At 61.6% G+C, this 14,843-nt stretch carries 15 protein-coding genes; 4 read left to right on the forward strand and 11 right to left on the reverse strand.

Annotated elements, in window-relative coordinates; translation table 11 throughout:
• Positions 1-145 precede the first annotated feature (145 nt).
• The 9 genes from ACFWGN_RS09885 to ACFWGN_RS09925 form a co-directional block, all read right to left on the reverse strand.
• Positions 146-460 (reverse strand): hypothetical protein, encoded by a 315-nt coding sequence (locus ACFWGN_RS09885; protein WP_377616698.1) that lies wholly within the window; start codon positions 458-460, stop codon positions 146-148.
• 11 nt (positions 461-471) lie between these two features.
• On the reverse strand, positions 472-1,986 hold the full coding sequence (locus ACFWGN_RS09890) for an HK97 family phage prohead protease (protein WP_377616699.1): 1,515 nt from the start codon (positions 1,984-1,986) through the stop codon (positions 472-474).
• Positions 1,973-3,130, reverse strand: coding sequence for a phage portal protein (locus ACFWGN_RS09895; RefSeq protein WP_377616700.1), 1,158 nt, complete (start codon positions 3,128-3,130; stop codon positions 1,973-1,975). The genes ACFWGN_RS09890 and ACFWGN_RS09895 overlap by 14 nt, the downstream gene beginning before the upstream one ends.
• A gap of 67 nt (positions 3,131-3,197) precedes the next feature.
• Positions 3,198-4,631 carry a terminase large subunit domain-containing protein gene (locus ACFWGN_RS09900; protein WP_377616701.1) on the reverse strand — a complete coding sequence of 478 codons (1,434 nt, stop codon included), beginning with the start codon at positions 4,629-4,631 and terminating at the stop codon, positions 3,198-3,200.
• A 401-nt stretch (positions 4,632-5,032) separates the two neighbouring features.
• Complete coding sequence (locus ACFWGN_RS09905) at positions 5,033-5,293, reverse strand: HNH endonuclease (protein WP_377616702.1); 261 nt, start codon at positions 5,291-5,293, stop codon at positions 5,033-5,035.
• A gap of 297 nt (positions 5,294-5,590) precedes the next feature.
• Positions 5,591-5,806, reverse strand: coding sequence for a hypothetical protein (locus tag ACFWGN_RS09910; protein ID WP_377616703.1), 216 nt, complete (start codon positions 5,804-5,806; stop codon positions 5,591-5,593).
• A complete protein-coding gene (locus tag ACFWGN_RS09915; protein WP_377616704.1) occupies positions 5,803-5,967 on the reverse strand; it encodes a hypothetical protein in 165 nt (54 codons plus the stop codon). The genes ACFWGN_RS09910 and ACFWGN_RS09915 overlap by 4 nt, the downstream gene beginning before the upstream one ends.
• A gap of 395 nt (positions 5,968-6,362) precedes the next feature.
• Positions 6,363-7,973 carry a DUF5906 domain-containing protein gene (locus tag ACFWGN_RS09920; RefSeq protein WP_377616705.1) on the reverse strand — a complete coding sequence of 537 codons (1,611 nt, stop codon included), beginning with the start codon at positions 7,971-7,973 and terminating at the stop codon, positions 6,363-6,365.
• A gap of 757 nt (positions 7,974-8,730) precedes the next feature.
• Positions 8,731-10,134 (reverse strand): recombinase family protein, encoded by a 1,404-nt coding sequence (locus ACFWGN_RS09925; protein WP_377616706.1) that lies wholly within the window; start codon positions 10,132-10,134, stop codon positions 8,731-8,733.
• A 14-nt stretch (positions 10,135-10,148) separates the two neighbouring features.
• Here ACFWGN_RS09925 and ACFWGN_RS09930 point away from each other — a divergent pair, with 14 nt between their 5' ends.
• The gene (locus ACFWGN_RS09930; protein ID WP_377616707.1) at positions 10,149-10,415 is read left to right on the forward strand and encodes a SelT/SelW/SelH family protein; all 267 of its coding nucleotides are present in this window, start codon (positions 10,149-10,151) and stop codon (positions 10,413-10,415) included.
• 35 nt (positions 10,416-10,450) lie between these two features.
• On the opposite strand, the gene ACFWGN_RS09935 is transcribed toward ACFWGN_RS09930, so the two are convergent.
• Positions 10,451-10,885 (reverse strand): DUF5997 family protein, encoded by a 435-nt coding sequence (locus tag ACFWGN_RS09935; RefSeq protein ID WP_377616708.1) that lies wholly within the window; start codon positions 10,883-10,885, stop codon positions 10,451-10,453.
• Positions 10,886-10,944: 59 nt separating this feature from the next.
• On the opposite strand from ACFWGN_RS09935, the gene ACFWGN_RS09940 reads away from it, so the two are divergent.
• Positions 10,945-11,874 carry a LysR substrate-binding domain-containing protein gene (locus ACFWGN_RS09940; protein WP_377616709.1) on the forward strand — a complete coding sequence of 310 codons (930 nt, stop codon included), beginning with the start codon at positions 10,945-10,947 and terminating at the stop codon, positions 11,872-11,874.
• A 26-nt stretch (positions 11,875-11,900) separates the two neighbouring features.
• Here the strand turns inward: ACFWGN_RS09940 and ACFWGN_RS09945 are convergent, their stop codons facing one another.
• Complete coding sequence (locus ACFWGN_RS09945) at positions 11,901-12,737, reverse strand: type II CAAX prenyl endopeptidase Rce1 family protein (RefSeq protein ID WP_377616710.1); 837 nt, start codon at positions 12,735-12,737, stop codon at positions 11,901-11,903.
• 126 nt (positions 12,738-12,863) lie between these two features.
• Here ACFWGN_RS09945 and ACFWGN_RS09950 point away from each other — a divergent pair, with 126 nt between their 5' ends.
• The gene (locus ACFWGN_RS09950) at positions 12,864-13,643 is read left to right on the forward strand and encodes a phosphatase PAP2 family protein (protein ID WP_377616711.1); all 780 of its coding nucleotides are present in this window, start codon (positions 12,864-12,866) and stop codon (positions 13,641-13,643) included.
• Between the two features lie 190 nt (positions 13,644-13,833).
• Positions 13,834-14,757 (forward strand): glycoside hydrolase family 19 protein, encoded by a 924-nt coding sequence (locus ACFWGN_RS09955; protein ID WP_377616712.1) that lies wholly within the window; start codon positions 13,834-13,836, stop codon positions 14,755-14,757.
• The last annotated feature ends 86 nt before the right edge of the window (positions 14,758-14,843 follow it).

The raw sequence follows: 14,843 nt of genomic DNA on the forward strand, positions 1-14,843 counted from the left end.
TGGGCGGTGTCAGAACTCCCATCATCGGAAGACCTCGACCTCTATCCCCGGATCGACGCGCCGACCCGCTCTACACCCTCAACTGCGAAGAGCCCCATAACCTCCTTGCGGAGGTTCTTAAGCCGTACGTGGGGAGTGGTTGCCATTAGGCGAAGCCTCCCGCCAGGAACGGCCTGAGGATGGGATACGCACCTGTCATGGGGTCACGCGCTACGCGCATGCCTCCACCGTCGTATCCCTCTCCGGCGAACTGTCGGATGCCGCTAGGGGCGTTCCTCTGCTCGAACATCTCCGCTGCAACTACTAGGTAGGAGCGACGGAGAACCGACTCAGGGACAGACCCAATCGAGATGAAGTTATCTACAAGAGCCATTGCGGCTTCTGCACACCCATCCGCGTACTCCAAGTCAACATCTGCTGCGTTGGCGTAGGTGATGAGGTCTGCCCCTGAAATCGTCATGTTCGGATTCCTTAGGCAGTGATCGTTACTGGAACGATTCCTGTTGGGAGTTCAGGAGCAACTGCGATGTACTGGTATACGGCGAAGTCCTCAGTAAGAGTGATGATGTTGTTGTCCTGTAGGCGTACGGCAGGCTTGGTGAAGATGCGTAGAGCCTCGAAGTTGACGAACGTTGCCTTGCCGCTAGCAGAGAGCGAGTCAAGTACGACCGTGACGTTGAAGATTTGGCCGGTTAGAGTCTTGACCTTGATTGCGCCAACAGTGTTGGACCCGTCTCCGTTGGTCTCGAAGATTGGGCGTCCGTCAGATGCCTTGATGCCCGAAAGAGCCTTGAAGACGTCTGTAGAGACGATTAGAGCGTCTAGGGATAGACCCTCTGCCTTGAAAGCAATAGACGCGTCAAGAGTGGCGCTCTGCCAGTCTTCCCACTTGACCTTGCTTGCAACGGTGACTGCTGCTCCGGAGCGTGCTGCAACTGCTGCAACGAAAGCCTGACGAACGACGTTCTCCAAGTCCTTACCGAGTGCCTTAGCCTGAGCGTTGAGCGTGTGGTTGAGGATTGAAATAGAAGTGCGCTCGATCTGCTGACGCGAGAGGGAGACGTATCCACCACGGGTGTAGACAGGTGCTGTCTTGGTGGTGAAGGTCAACTTGCCAGGTCCGGTGAGTGGCTCACCTTCTGCGGTCTGGCCTGTGACAGCAACAGAGTTGCTTGATAGAACGGAGAACTCAACGTGGTTGCCCTCGTCAGGAAGGGAGCCCTTGCTGAATAGGGTGTAAAGAGTGGTGGACTCGTCCACGATGCGGGTTAGGTCTCCAACCCAGCCATTCTTAAGCGTGGAGCCTGAGTCGGCTGTAGTAGCACCGGTGTAGGCACGCTCTGCGCGCTCGTCGCCGGATACAAGAGCCTTTAGAAGGGAACCGGCGTCGCGGAACTCTGGTGCAGCGTTGACGGTGTTCTTGTCGGTGTTGATGAGTGCTAGGGAGCGCTCAACGTTGTCTAGACCTTCTCGGATTTCCGCAAGGTCCTCTGTGGTGACTGTGTTGTCAGTCATAGAAGTTACTTCCTTAGTTTCATTGGATTGGTCCTTGCGGACCTCTTGAATGGTCGCGTCTGCATATGCAGGGAACGTCACAGCGCTTACCTCTTTGAGGTTGATTGCTGTACGAACGACCGTCTCGCCGTCTTGGCGTGATTCGACGGGCACAAAGCCAATCGAGAACTTGTCTACGACGCCGCCTCGCAAGAGGGCGAGTGCGTCACGGCCTGTGGCTGTGTCCGCGATAGTGGCGCGGATGTAGAAACCATCTTCCTTGTCTTCTGTTTCGATGACGCGTCCGATAACTTCTCGGTGCTGCCAGAAGAACTTGATGTCTCCGGAGTCAGTAATTGCTCCACGTTCGATGCGCTCGTTGTAATCTCCAACGTTCGTATCGACTCCGTAGGGGACTGCACGTCCGTAGATTTCGTTTGCGTTTTCCTTGACTGGCTCAAGTCTGGCCTCTCTAATCTCAAGGTTGTTCATTAGGTGTTTCCTTAGGTGCTTGCTTAGTAATTTCGTCTCCGCCAGGCAGAGGCGATAGGCCCTCTAGTGCACGTACCTTGTTGATGGTGAGGAAGCCTGATGTGATGGCTTGTGAGTGCGCTGCATAACGAGTGGTGGTGTCTGAACGCAATAGGGCGTCTAGGTTGAATCGCGCTTCGTTGTTGCGTGGCAACAGAGCGGAGAATGCTTCCTCAATCTCACGGATGTAGGTTGTGAGACCGTGACGAACAAAGGAGAGGTCTGCCTGTCCGATGTTTGCGTATGTCTGGGAGCCGCCCTCTACGACTGCAAGGAGCAAGTGAGGAGGGATACCGAAGAGGCGTGCAATGTCTGTGACGTTGAACTGTTGAGCCTCGATCCAAAGGGCATCCTCAGGGGAGAGCATGATTGCTTGGTACTTGAGGTCATTGCCTAGGACGGCTGTGCCACGTCCAGCGCGCTCGTCCCACTGCTCCGCATAGGACTTTGCCTGGCCGTTGTTTAGAGCCTGAGGTGTGGTCAGGACCCCTGAGGGAACGTGGTCCATCTGGAACCACTCGGAGGCGTAGTCGCGTAGGTCGATTGCTCCGCGTAGGGACGACTGAGCGGCCTGAATAGGTCCCAGCCCTAGGAGACGTCCAGCAATGGGCATGTACTGCAAGTGCTGTACTTCCCAGGCCTTGAGAATCTGGTCTCGCCAACCAAAGGTGCCGTCTTCGTGGACGACTACCTCATTGGGGTTGAGAACGACTAGAGCGTTGATGGGGTCAACCGGAGAGTTGCGCACGATGCGCCAGAACGCGTTCCCCTGCGTTGAGAGGCAGGTAGCGGTGAGGGCAAGGAAGCGTGAGCGTGTCATCTTCATGTCAGGACGCTTGATCCATGAGGGCGCACTTGTAGGCTCCGTGCCTCTCCACGTATCGACTGTCAGGGAGCCGACAGCGGAGGAGATGATTTGAACGGAGCGGAATACGGGGATGATGCCTAGTGCACGCTCTTGGGAGACGTGCAAAGGGGCTGACGGACGTGCAGGGGGGATGACACCACTACCGGGAGCCTGCGGCTCTACCGGTCCCTCTGAACGCGTCTCTGAATCGTCAAAGCCTTTTCGTGTAAAGATACCCAAAGTAATTCCTAAATGCATTAAGGGAGGGCCGCGAAGCCCTCCCCTATATTATAGATTAATGCAGTTAGGAATGTGCGTACTTTGGTTAGAAGAACATCATGCTTGGCTGTTCGGCTTCCAATTCGGCGTAATAGCAACCGAAAGCCGTTGCGTAGAGCGCGTCAATGTTGGTCGAAGAGTCTTTCTTGCTGATCTTGAAGCGGTCTCCCACGTTCTTTCGAACGGCTGCCGGTATCTGCACGTTGAGCAACGGGTCTCCGGCGTGACGGAGCCGCCCTGTGCTGACAAGACTGTAGAGGTGAGCCGAAGACTGCATCTCATCTCCTGAGCGAGCAAAGGCAACGGGGTAGCGGCGTCTATCGAGTTCCGCGCCGAGACCCCCCAGCACGTTGCCGTTGACAACGAACTTGGCAGGGGAGTGCTCCCACAGTTGCTCACAAATGCGTACCAACTGAGCCTGTGTCGCGTTGGGGATGGAGGCAATGACCTTGGTGTAGGTAACTCCGTCGATCAACTGAGAGGCAGTGATGGTGCACCACTCCTTCTCAGGCGTCATGTCGAAAGCGAACACAGGGCGGTCAAAGTGCGGGATGTCGCCCTCTAGTTCCTGCCACTTGTAGAGCGGTAGGAAGACGGAGACGGCTGCCACAAAGCGGTTCATGCGGTAGCGGAGTTGGTCAGCCGGTGGCAGGGAGCGAACGTCAGAGATGACCGTTGCCAGGTCGAGACGGCCCTCAGCAACCGCTGGGTTGGCTAGACAGATGTATCGACCGAACTCCTCGTCATCCTCCGGCAGACGGTCGTCAGGAGCCTCCCAGATGAAGAACCCGAACTGCTCCCCGGCAGAGCCGTCTTCCGCCTTGAGGTAGAGGTCTTTGAGGAGAGTGCTGTTGTCGTCTCCGGCTGTCGTGATGCCGATGATGATGCCGTTTGGTCGTCCACCGAGACCGGACACCATGTCCGACCACAACTCCGGCGGCATGATGTGCAACTCGTCTCCGAGACCTAGGGAGATGTCGAGACCTTGAACCGCTGCGCTCTTGGAGGCTTTGACCATGTAGCGGCTTCCATCGGTAGAGCGGATACCCCTTGTCTCCGTGGTCTTGTTGAACCTCTTAGCCATGGAGGGGTGCGACTTGAGAGCGGTGAGGACGCGTGAGTAGACGATGTTTGCCTGTTCGGCTGAGGACGCTAGACCGATGACAAGGGCACCGGCCTGCCTCCTGAGTCCGTAGATGGCGAAGATTGCTCCTAGGACGCTCTTACCGTTCTGACGGCCTACGGAGATGAAGACCTGTCGGTAGCGGAGTTGTCCGGCCTTGGGGTGTCCAGGAGGGTACGTCTCAAGAACAGCGCGCACTAGGTCACGCTGCCATTGGTCGAGAATGATGGGGGAGCCGTCCGGCAGACGGTAGGCAAGATCGATGAGGGCTAGAAGTTTGTCACCGTCAGTGGTGAAGTCTTCTCGGAGCGGTCCTGAGTACCTAGGCGGAGGCCAGGCCTTAACCTTCTCCGTCATCGCTGCGGAGTCCGTCTATTGCTGCGTCTACCGGATCGACTGTCGTCGCCTGCGGCTTGCGCTTGACTAGGGACGTGTAGATAGCGCGATACTGCCCAAGGGCAGCACTCTGAAATTCTTTGTCCAGCGCTGCGGCTGCATGCTGAAGCCCTGCAACGGCAGGTGCGTCAGCGTCCGTCAGCCAATCTGCGGCGTCTAGGAACAACTGGGTTGCTTCTGTAAAGGTCTTCATACGTTCTTGGTCAAACTCTCGAATAAAATTTCCCGTTCCGTGCGTAAAGACACTGGGGGCGGGGTAGGCAGCGACCCCCTCAGAAAAAGGCTGGGGGTGCCGTGGACGGCCTGACAGGTTCGCCAGGTCATCGGGGTAGGGGGCGGGGGGTACCGCCCCCCTAGGCCCCTTAAACGATGTTCGCTAGGTACTCGGTATCCCAGTAGGGAGTGCGCACCATGACTGCATCGCTCTTGCTGTTGTTGCATCGAGCGCATGCAGCACTGAGGTTGTCGTCGGTGTCCGCTCCACCTTTACTCTTGGCTAGGCGGTGGTCTACTTGGTCAGCCTCACCACCACACATCCAGCATGTGTATGCATCACGCTCAAGGATGCGTAAGCGTGTGGCCTTCCAGCCTGCACCCCTACTGCTGTGCTGTGACACTGGCATACCTCCATGTAGTAGCGGGGTATAGGGCTAGGGCAATAAGGCGGTCTAGTTCCTCATGCCTCTCCCAGTAGTCGGCCATGGTCCAGGCCATATCCCAGACAGCGGGGTACTTCTCCTGTGAGTCTCGGATAGCACCGGGCTTGAAGCCGCGATAGCGAGTGATGCCGATAGGTAGCATTGCTAGATAGTTCATTAGATCTCCATACGTAAGGTTCTATTGTATCCAACAATGCATCACTATGTGCGGACATGAGTAGAGGCCCGACATCCTTAGATGCCGGGCCTCTGTCTATATTGTTACTTGCCTTTTAGGTATTCATCATGAATGCACTCTGTGTTCTGTGCCTCCGTGACGTTCCGTATCGTGTGCTTCCAGCACTCCGTGAGTTCAGTGTGCCCATCCGGTGCGAACTCACTTGCCCGCGTTACTTCGATCTTGACGCTTGCGACCTTCTCCACATCCCAGCCTAGGAGGGTAAGCACCTGCTCAATCTCCGTGGTTATGCCGGTCACTTGCTTACCTTCCTAATCCAGGCCTTGGCTTGTGCAAGAGTCATGTCTGCGGTCTCTGGGTACTTGCTCAACATGCTCTGCACATCAAAGGCAAGTACTTCTTCGACCTCTGGGTTACGCGCACCTCTGACGATGCTAACGGTTACTACTTGCTTGTTCACTTTACTTCTCCTCTTTGCAGTGCTTCCCACTGCTCTCTGTTTGCCACTCCGTCTACGTACTTCCTGCGGAGTAGCATCGGCCACCATCCCTCTTGGTTGGCTGCGGCCTCTAGGTCATCTAGACCTGCTTCAATCCATGCTGTGTAACTGTCCATTAGTAGGCTCCTTGGTTGGAGTCGCTACGTCGTTCTTTGCTCCTGTGAGCCTGTCATTACTCGATACACGAATACGGGTATTTTTTGCCCGTCTCCGCCGTTGGGTGCAAGTGGTGCTGCGTAGCCCCCTACTTACTACTATTTCTAGTATTCTAGTAATAATAGTAAGAGTAGGGGCCGGGAGCCTTGAGATACCAACGATCCCGGCCAATACTCAATCCCATACTGAACCCGTACTAGTTACTTGGTGTACGTCCATTCGGGGATGATGCGCTCTGACTTGCCATTAATGGTCATGTTAGGAAACTCCTTGAGACCAAGGATCTTGCGGAGACGCTTGCCAAATCCAATGACTGTCATCTTCTCCTTGTCGAACCCGGATACCTCGCAGTATCGGTTGTAGTCCTCAAACGCTCTTCTCGACACCCAATAGCGCTCAGGGTCGTAGCGAATGATGCCACGCTCTATCGACTCGCTCCACCATGCTCCTACGGAGTCCTCAGAGTCACGCTCAGCGAGCCTTTCGAGGTTGGAGACAGGAACCTTCACCGGAGTAGTTAGAGACTCTAGAGCGGCCTTGAGCCACACCTGAACAACTCCATTGGCCTCTGCGCTCAACTTCTCGCCTAGGTCAGGGTCATAGTCTGCGGAGCCTGCCTTGTGTCCGTGGGGGAAGTCCACGACTACCAGACGATCCGATAGCCCAGACTCCATGGTCCCTAGTCGAAGGTCGTCGTTCGAGGTGATGAACAACTTCCCGATGAACCTTCCGCCTAGAGGATCACGGCCCTTGCGCTCCACCTTGAATGGAACACCTGAGGTGAACATCTTGACGAACTGCCCATCAACCTGTCCGGTGAGTGATGGCTCATCGAGCACTAGGCAGCGTGCTCCGGATAGGTACTCCTCGCGGTTGAAGGTCTTCTCACGGAGCAAGGAGTTCTGCTGAGCCTCATCTCCGTACCCACCTGCAATCTCTCGCCATAGGAACGCGTAGCGGCTCTTACCGGCATTTGGAGGACCAAGGAGCAAGGGAACTGCCTTGTGGTCCGGCAACCCGAGTAGAGCGATGCCTGCCATAGCCTCTAGCCACTCGCGCTGTTCGGTATCGGGGATGCTGCCGGTTGTGAACTTGCTGTAGACCGGAGCCTTGGCGTCCGGCTCCCAGTTGGCCTGTAGCGTGTGGCGAATTGCCATTGACGGGTCTGCGTGGAGAGGTACTAGACGCTTGTTGCGTAGCACGTCGTCACGATCAATGACGGTTCCGTCTGCAAAGGCTAGGAAGCGGTCTCCTGCTGCCCAGAAGTCCTGAGTTACCGTGCAACGCATGCGGAGTTGCTTGAGCACTGCGTTACGTGTGCGGTCAGAGTTGAGAGCCTGCGCGTGAGCCGTATACGGATTGATCTTCACGGGACCCTTACCTAGGGGAATCCCGTCGTCGGTGTACTCATCTCTCATCACTGTGTATGAGTAGTCAAATAGCCAGTTCTGGAATGCATCCAGTAGAACAATCTCGACTGCCCTATCTGGCGTCTTCTCGAACATGGTGCCATTCCAGACGTACCACTCGTCATCAAAGTTGATGATGCGACCTCCGGCGATGTGGCGGATGACTTCTCCGTACACAGTGTCAACCGGACCTAGACCATTTCGAGTCTGTGCGATGCGTGCAAAGGCTTCCTTTACGTACTTAACGTTAGCCTCTGTGTTGATTTCGATTGCGCGTGAACCTGCGTGCACATCGATTGGTCCAGCCGTCTTCTGTTTGATCTCCTCGAAGTCCTCTTCTGTCCAGTCCTTAACGCTCTCTTGCGCTGCTGCGATTCCCTCAGGGGATAGGTCGATACTCATTACGGTCTTACCTTCTGCTCCATCTTGGAGCCGTTTAAATGCTATAATTAGCATTGACACTCATTCGAGCGTAGTTTCTTCCCACGGGAAGAGGATTTTCATACAAAACGGTTTCCACTCCCGAGACCCCCGGCGGCTTTGTCCATTTGCCCGCCGGGGGTTTCTTGTGTCTACTTCCGGAGTCGTGCAACGGTCTTTACCGTCAACTCCCCGAGCATGGCTCCGGAGAGGGTTGCTGCTAGTGCGATGAGGAATGGTAGAATGATCACTTGATCTTCTCCCAGTGGGTGCCCTCTGGGGCTGCCTCGTTGCGGCGTTCCTCAGCCTCAAGGGCAGCGACCTCATCAAAGGCTGCATCAATCTTTGCGAGGATCTTTTCACGCTCTCGACGGTGCTTATCTTCTAGCCCGTTAAATACGCCCTGTAGGCGAGTCAATGCTCTACGTGCGACCGTCAGTTTAGACGGTGGTCCATATACTCTTGGCAATTTAGTTCGTACCTTTCTTAATCCCTCGAACCCTCCGAGGTTAATAAGAGAAGTATAGCACACAGGCTTCTCTGAGTGTGCGGCCTTTGCATTGTTTACAAGGTGTATAGAAGAGGATCGTTGGAATTCCGCCAGTCTTGCCTGTCCACTATTTGAGACATGGAAGAAAGGCACGTAGTGTGGACCCGTCCAGCACGGGTGATGCTGGGGCTGGACATGAGAAAGGCCGCTAGGAGTCAGATACTCCCAGCGGCCTTCTCGCTGTGCGGACTAGCGACGCTCTAGCCGGATGCCGTCCTTGATGCTCTGCTCTGTCCAACGGTCCTGCGGGGTCCGGGGGAGCAAGGTGATGATCCACGTTGCATCGATGATCGCGCGCTTGCGGTCAAGGTCCAGAGCCTCCCAGCGCTCCACTGCCTCAGCGAGTCCCAGGAGTGCCGTCCACTGGCCCATTCCCGGCTCTACAAGCCCGGCAAAGATGCCTGCACGGTTGGTGGAGCGCATCTGAGCCTCGGCGGCCTCTAGAGCGTCCTTGATGGGGCGCGTGATCGCCAGATACTCAGCGGTCCCGAGGGAGCGTGCCTCAGCCCTCCACATGGCAAGTTCCTCACGGAGCCGCGTGGCCTCTGCTGCGGCCTGCGTGCCCTTTGAGGAGTCCTCAAGGAGCGACGGAGCATCCGAGGAGGTGAGGAGAGCAAGCGTGCGGTCAACCACGTACCCATCCGCGTACTCGCGAACCCACCTGTTGTGCGGACCCTTGGAGCACCGGTAGGTCTTGACCAACTCCTGCCGTCCACGGGGACCGAGGAGGGCAACGGAGCCATGCACTGCGGTGCCGTCGTCGCACGTTCCACAGCGGTAGATGGACGTTCCGAGGTTGGCGATGGGTCCGCCTCCCTTGCCACGCTCCGGAGCCGTCAGGAAGCCCTTGAGAGCCTGCCAGTCCTGCTCGGACACGATGGGCACAATCGCGCTCTCTGGCATCTTCTCGCCCTTGAAGATGAGTGCTCCGTAGAGACGTTCGTTGAGGAGCACCGTACGCACGCGCCGAGAGTCCCACTCCCGTGCTCCCTGAGGTCCCTGAACGCCTGCTGCGGTCCACTCGCGCGCGATGGACCCGAGGGAGCCACCCTCAAGAACGCGCTCCACAGCCTTTCGGATGAGAGCGGCCTCAGCCTCTACCAACTGCCCGTCCTTGGTGTGCCCGAACGGTGCACGACGCCAGTAGGGGAGTCCCTTGATTGCCCGTGCTTCGTTGGCGAGTCGGGCGCGTGCGCTCTTGGTCTGAATCTCAGCCGTCGCCATGGCGGTAACCATGCGAGCCATGGCCTGACCGTTGATGGTCGAGAGGTCAAGGTCTCCGGCGTGCACGGAGTAGACCAACATCTGCGTATCTAGCACGCGCTCCATGTCCCGCGAGACGCGGGCTAGGCGGTCGGTGTGCCAGACGACTACGGGACGGTGCTCCGTGCGGCTCAGAAGAGCCTCGAACTCCGGACGGGTCTTGCCTGACGTAGCGCTGACGCTGTTGTCAACGTACGTGTCTGCGAGCGTGTAGCCACGCTTGCTGCACCACTTGCGGATGGCTACCAGTTGATTCTGGACACCTACCGCGTCACCCTCCTTGTCGTCGCTGATACGGGCGTACGCGTCTACCACCTGGGGTTTCGTCATGTAGTCAAACTAGCGTGCACTGCACCCAGTGCAACTGGATGCTGCGTGCGGCGTGGCTCGCGCAGGAGCTGCTGACGACGTTCGGGACCCGGCTCACCGAGGTCGCGCTGGTACCCGGCACGGGTGGGATCTTCCAGGTCCGCGTGGGCGACGAGCTCGTGTGGGACCGCAAGGAGAAGAAGGGCTTCCCCGAGGTCCCGGTGCTCAAGCGGATCGTGCGCGACCGTGTGGCCCCCGGCCTCGCGCTCGGTCATACCGACCGCGCCGGGGGCGCCTCCTAGCCGCTGCCTCCGGGCCGCTCAGACGACGCGAGGCGTCACTCGCCCGCCGCGGCCTTGTGCTCGGCCTCGCGGTTCGCGCGCGCGACCTTCTTGGCCTTCTTGAGATCGCGCTCCTTGATGCGCTCCTCCTCGGCGCGGACCTCGGCCTGGATGGTGCGCTCGCGCTCGAGCCACGCCGGCGGGTCCTCACGGAGCTCGTTGATCTGCTCGGTGGTCAGTGCTTCCTCGACGCCGCCGCGGGCCAGGCCTGCGATCGAGATGTTCAGGCGACCGGCGACGACGGGTCGCGGGTGGGGTCCGTTGCGGCGGAGCTCGACGAGCCACTCGGGCGGGTTGGTCTCCAGCTCCTCGAGCTGGCCGCGCGTGATGGTCCCCTCCTGGAACTCCTGGGGAGTGGCGGGAAGGTACACCCCGAGCTTCTTCGCCGCGGTAGCGGGCTTCATGGTCTGGGAGGAGTGCGGGGTGCTCATGGTCCCAGGGTATCGGTCCCGGCCGCGGTTCCTCGTCCCGGGGCGGCTAGTGTTGTCGGGTGGAAGAGACTGCGCGCAGCGCCGAGCACGAGGCCGAGCAACCGGCCGAGGACGTATCCGACGCGCAGGCCCCCGGCTTCCGCCTGGCCTACGTCCCCGGCGTCACCCCGTCCAAGTGGGTGCGGACGTGGATCGACCGCGTCCCCGACGTGCGCATCGAGGCGCTCGCGGTGCCGTCCGCGCAGGTCGAGGCCCTCCTGCTCGACGGCGGGGCGGACGTCGCGATCCTGCGTCGTCCCGTGCGCAGCGAGGACCTGAGCCACATCGCGATGTACACCGAGGTGCCCGTCGTCGTGGTGCCCCGCGATCACGTCTTCGCAGCGCTCGAGAGTGACGAAGCGCTCACCGTGGCCGACCTCGCCGACGAGGTGCTCCTGCACCCGCTTGACGACGTCCTGGGCTGGGCGGAGGCCTCCGACGGCGCAGCCGCGGACGACGACCGGCCCGCGCTGCCCGGCAAGCCTGCGCGCGAGCGTCCGACCACGACGGCCGACGCGATCGAGCTGGTCGCCGCGGGGACCGGGCTGCTGGTCGTGCCGCAGTCGCTCGCGCGGCTGCACCACCGCAAGGACCTGACGTACCGGACGCTCGGCGACGGCCCCGAGGCCCCGGTCGCGCTGGGGTGGGTCACCGAGGACAAGACGGACCTCGTCGAGGAGTTCATCGGTATCGTGCGCGGGCGCACCGCGAACAGCTCGCGAGGCGTGGCGGGCCCGACGCCCCCCACGCCCGAGGCGAGCAAGAAGAAGGACGGGCGTTCGTCGTCGGGCGGCAAGAGCGGTGCAGGTGCCAAGGGGGCCCGGGCCACGAGCGCCGCCGCGCGCAGCGGCGCCAAGCAGGCCCCGAGCGGCGGCAAGAAGTCCGGCAGGTCTGTCGCCAAGCGCCTCGGCAAGTCGCAGTCGATGAAGGGGCGCAAGAAGGGACGCTGACGTCGGCGCGGGCCGCGCAGGGCGGCTCAGCGGCCACCCGTGACGAACACGTCGAACAGCTCCGGGTGGTGCGCGTGCACCAGCACCGCGAACACGATCGCGTCGAACAGCAGGTGCACGCACACCACGTACGTGAGCGACTTGGTGCGCGCGAAGATCCAGCCCTGGACCAGCGCGAACGGGATCGTCAGGAGCGGACCCCAGCTGCGGTAGCCCAGCTCCCACAGGAACGACACGAACACGGTCGCCTGCAGGAGGTTCGCGGGCCACAGCGCGAAGTGGCGGCGCAGCAGCGCGAACACGACGCACACGAAGAAGAGCTCGTCCCAGATCCCCACCGCGTTGACACCCACGAAGAGCCGCGCGATCTCCTGCGGCGTCTCGATCGGGGGCCAGTTCTGGTACGAGCCCGACCCGATGAAGTACGCGGGCAGGATCAGGTAGCCCGCGACCAGGACGACGAGCAGGTACACGATCTGGGTCCGGTTCCAGCGCCTGCCCGTGCGCACGGGGAACCTGATCGCGTCGTCGCGGTAGACGAAGCGCGAGACGGCCCACGGCACGAGCACGGCGAGCGAGAGCACCACGGCGAAGCGTGCGATCCCGGCGTCGCTCAGGTCGGCAGCGAGCGGGATGCTGCTGATGATGGTCATGCCCGTCGCGATCAGGAGCAGGTCGCGCCCGAGCCGCCGGTCGACCACGAGCCCCAGCGCCACGCCTGCGACGAGCGGGAGGTAGCCCAGCGGGCGGACGTGCACCGCGAACAGCAGGACCGCCGACCCGCACACGAGCGCCGCGGCGAGGAGCCGCCAGACGACGCGCAGAGCCGTGTCGGGAGGGGCGGCGCTGCGGGCTGCGGTCACGCGCCCCACGATGCCACGGCCGCGCTCGTGAAGGCGGGGTGAGGGCCGCGCGGGGGTTGCCGGGAGGTCGCCCGGTCCGACCGTGGGCGGATGTTCATCCCCCGTTCACCTCCGTACCATTCCGGGGTGAAGTCCCCCAGATCGCCCCACCTCCTGGCCCTGCTCTGGCTGCTCGCGGCCGCTGTGATCGTTCCGTCGCCGCTGCTCCTGCGGGGTCCGAGCACCGACCTCTACCTCGCGGTGACGGCCCGCACCGCAGACCTGCCAGGGGTCGAGCTCGTCGCCGAGGCAGGCGTGATCGTGCTCGCCCTGCTGTGGGTGCTGGCAGCCTGGCAGGCTCGCGGAGCGGGGCTCGTGGCCGTCGCGACCGCCGTCGTCGGGGGTGCGGGGGCCGTGCTGGCGTACGCGACGTCCGAGGTCGCCAAGACGATCGTCCAGCAGCCCCGCGGCTGCTGGGAGCTCATCGAGATCGCGCACTGCCCCGTGGCGGGCGACTGGTCGTTCCCGAGCAACCACACGACCATCGCGTTCGCGCTCGGGACCGCCGTGGTCCTCACGGCGCTCGCGACGGGCCGCGCCCGCAGCGGGGTCGCGGACGCGCTCTTCGGCACGACGACGGCGCTCAGGTTCCGGCGCGCCCGTCGCCTCCCGCCGCACCGGGTCATGGTCGTCGCGCCGGTCGTCCTCGCGGTCGTCACGGGCGCGGCGCGCGTGGTGCAGGGCGTCCACTTCCCGCACGACGTCGTCGCCGGTGCGACGGTCGGTGTGTGCGTCGTCGTGGCGGTCGTCCTGACGCTGCGGGGGCCCGCGGCCGCCGGGCTCGGGGTGCTGTGCCGCAACGAGGCGGTGTGCCGGCTGGTGCTGGCGCCGGGGGCTCGCGCCGAGGGTGGCGTGCGGCGGGGCTGACGCTGACGGGCGACGTCAGGGGGGTGACGCGCGACCTGTCCCCGGGGCCGCCCGGACCTCGGACCGTTGCGCCGAAACCTCTCGATCGGTCGGTTTGTTCGAGTTGCTGCCAATTGTCCGCCTCGCTACCTTGTCACCGCGGCGAGATGCCGCGGCGAAGTGTTCGATGATGAGCAGACAGGGGGCTTGGATGTTTGGCACAAGAACTGCCTCGGGCGTGCGCCGAGGTGTCGCGATCGTGGCCGCAGGACTCGTGAGCGCGGTCGTCGCGACGGCAGCGGCCGCGCCGGCCGCGGCGCAGGTCGCGGTGGTCGACGAGGCTGCAGCACCCACGAGCACGTGCGCCGGCGCGTGGGACGAGTCCGTGGCCTACCTGGGCGGCGCGACGGCCTCGCACCACGGCCGCAACTTCGTCGCGAGGTGGTGGACGCAGCGCGAGAGCCCGGGGGCGACGAGCGCGTGGACCGACGCCGGGGCGTGCACCGGCCTCGAGTCCGACTTCGTGATCAGCGAGGCCGAGTTCGACGCGATCTTCCCGCAGCGGGACGCGTTCTACACCTACCAGGGGCTCGTCGACGCGCTGGCCGCGTACCCGAGGTTCGCGAACACCGGGACCGACACCATGAAGACCCAGGAGGCGGCGGCCTTCCTGACCCACGCCGACTTCGAGTCGGTGGGCCTGCGGTACGTCAAGGAGATCAACTCCGCGAACTACTGGATCAAGTGCGACTACTCGCAGCCGTTCGGGTGCCCGGCGGGCCAGGAGGCCTACTACGGTCGCGGTCCGATCATGTTCAGCTGGAACTTCAACTACAAGGCGGCCGGGGACGCTCTCGGGATCGACCTGCTGAACGACCCGTGGCTCGTCGAGCAGGACCCGTCGATCGCGTGGCAGACCGCGCTCTGGTACTGGAACACGCAGAACGGTCCCGGCGTCATGACCTCGCACGAGGCGATGATCGGCGGCGCGGGTTTCGGCCAGACGATCAACTCGCTCAACGGGGCGCTCGAGTGCGCCGGGGGCAACCCGGCCTCGGTCGCGAGCCGCGTCGCCCGCTACGAGAAGATCACGGCGATCCTGGGCGTCGAGCCGGGGTCGGGCCTGACCTGCTGAGGGGCTGAGGGGCGGCTTGCCCCGTGCACGCAGGGCCAGACCGGCCGAGAAGTGAGTAGGTGCCCCTGATCCGACCGGATCAGGGG

The organism is Oerskovia sp. NPDC060338 (genome assembly GCF_042726295.1).
Classification (GTDB): Bacteria; Actinomycetota; Actinomycetes; order Actinomycetales; family Cellulomonadaceae; genus Oerskovia; species Oerskovia merdavium.

What these genes read in the sequence shown, in the direction of transcription:
- ACFWGN_RS09885 (WP_377616698.1), bottom strand. Translation starts at nt 460, where the DNA reads ATGACGATTTCAGGGGCAGACCTCATCACCTACGCCAACGCAGCAGAT.
- ACFWGN_RS09890 (WP_377616699.1), bottom strand. Translation starts at nt 1,986, where the DNA reads ATGAACAACCTTGAGATTAGAGAGGCCAGACTTGAGCCAGTCAAGGAA.
- ACFWGN_RS09895 (WP_377616700.1), bottom strand. Translation starts at nt 3,130, where the DNA reads ATGCATTTAGGAATTACTTTGGGTATCTTTACACGAAAAGGCTTTGAC.
- ACFWGN_RS09900 (WP_377616701.1), bottom strand. Translation starts at nt 4,631, where the DNA reads ATGACGGAGAAGGTTAAGGCCTGGCCTCCGCCTAGGTACTCAGGACCG.
- ACFWGN_RS09905 (WP_377616702.1), bottom strand. Translation starts at nt 5,293, where the DNA reads ATGCCAGTGTCACAGCACAGCAGTAGGGGTGCAGGCTGGAAGGCCACA.
- ACFWGN_RS09920 (WP_377616705.1), bottom strand. Translation starts at nt 7,973, where the DNA reads ATGAGTATCGACCTATCCCCTGAGGGAATCGCAGCAGCGCAAGAGAGC.
- ACFWGN_RS09925 (WP_377616706.1), bottom strand. Translation starts at nt 10,134, where the DNA reads ATGACGAAACCCCAGGTGGTAGACGCGTACGCCCGTATCAGCGACGAC.
- ACFWGN_RS09935 (WP_377616708.1), bottom strand. Translation starts at nt 10,885, where the DNA reads ATGAGCACCCCGCACTCCTCCCAGACCATGAAGCCCGCTACCGCGGCG.
- ACFWGN_RS09955 (WP_377616712.1), top strand. Translation starts at nt 13,834, where the DNA reads ATGTTTGGCACAAGAACTGCCTCGGGCGTGCGCCGAGGTGTCGCGATC.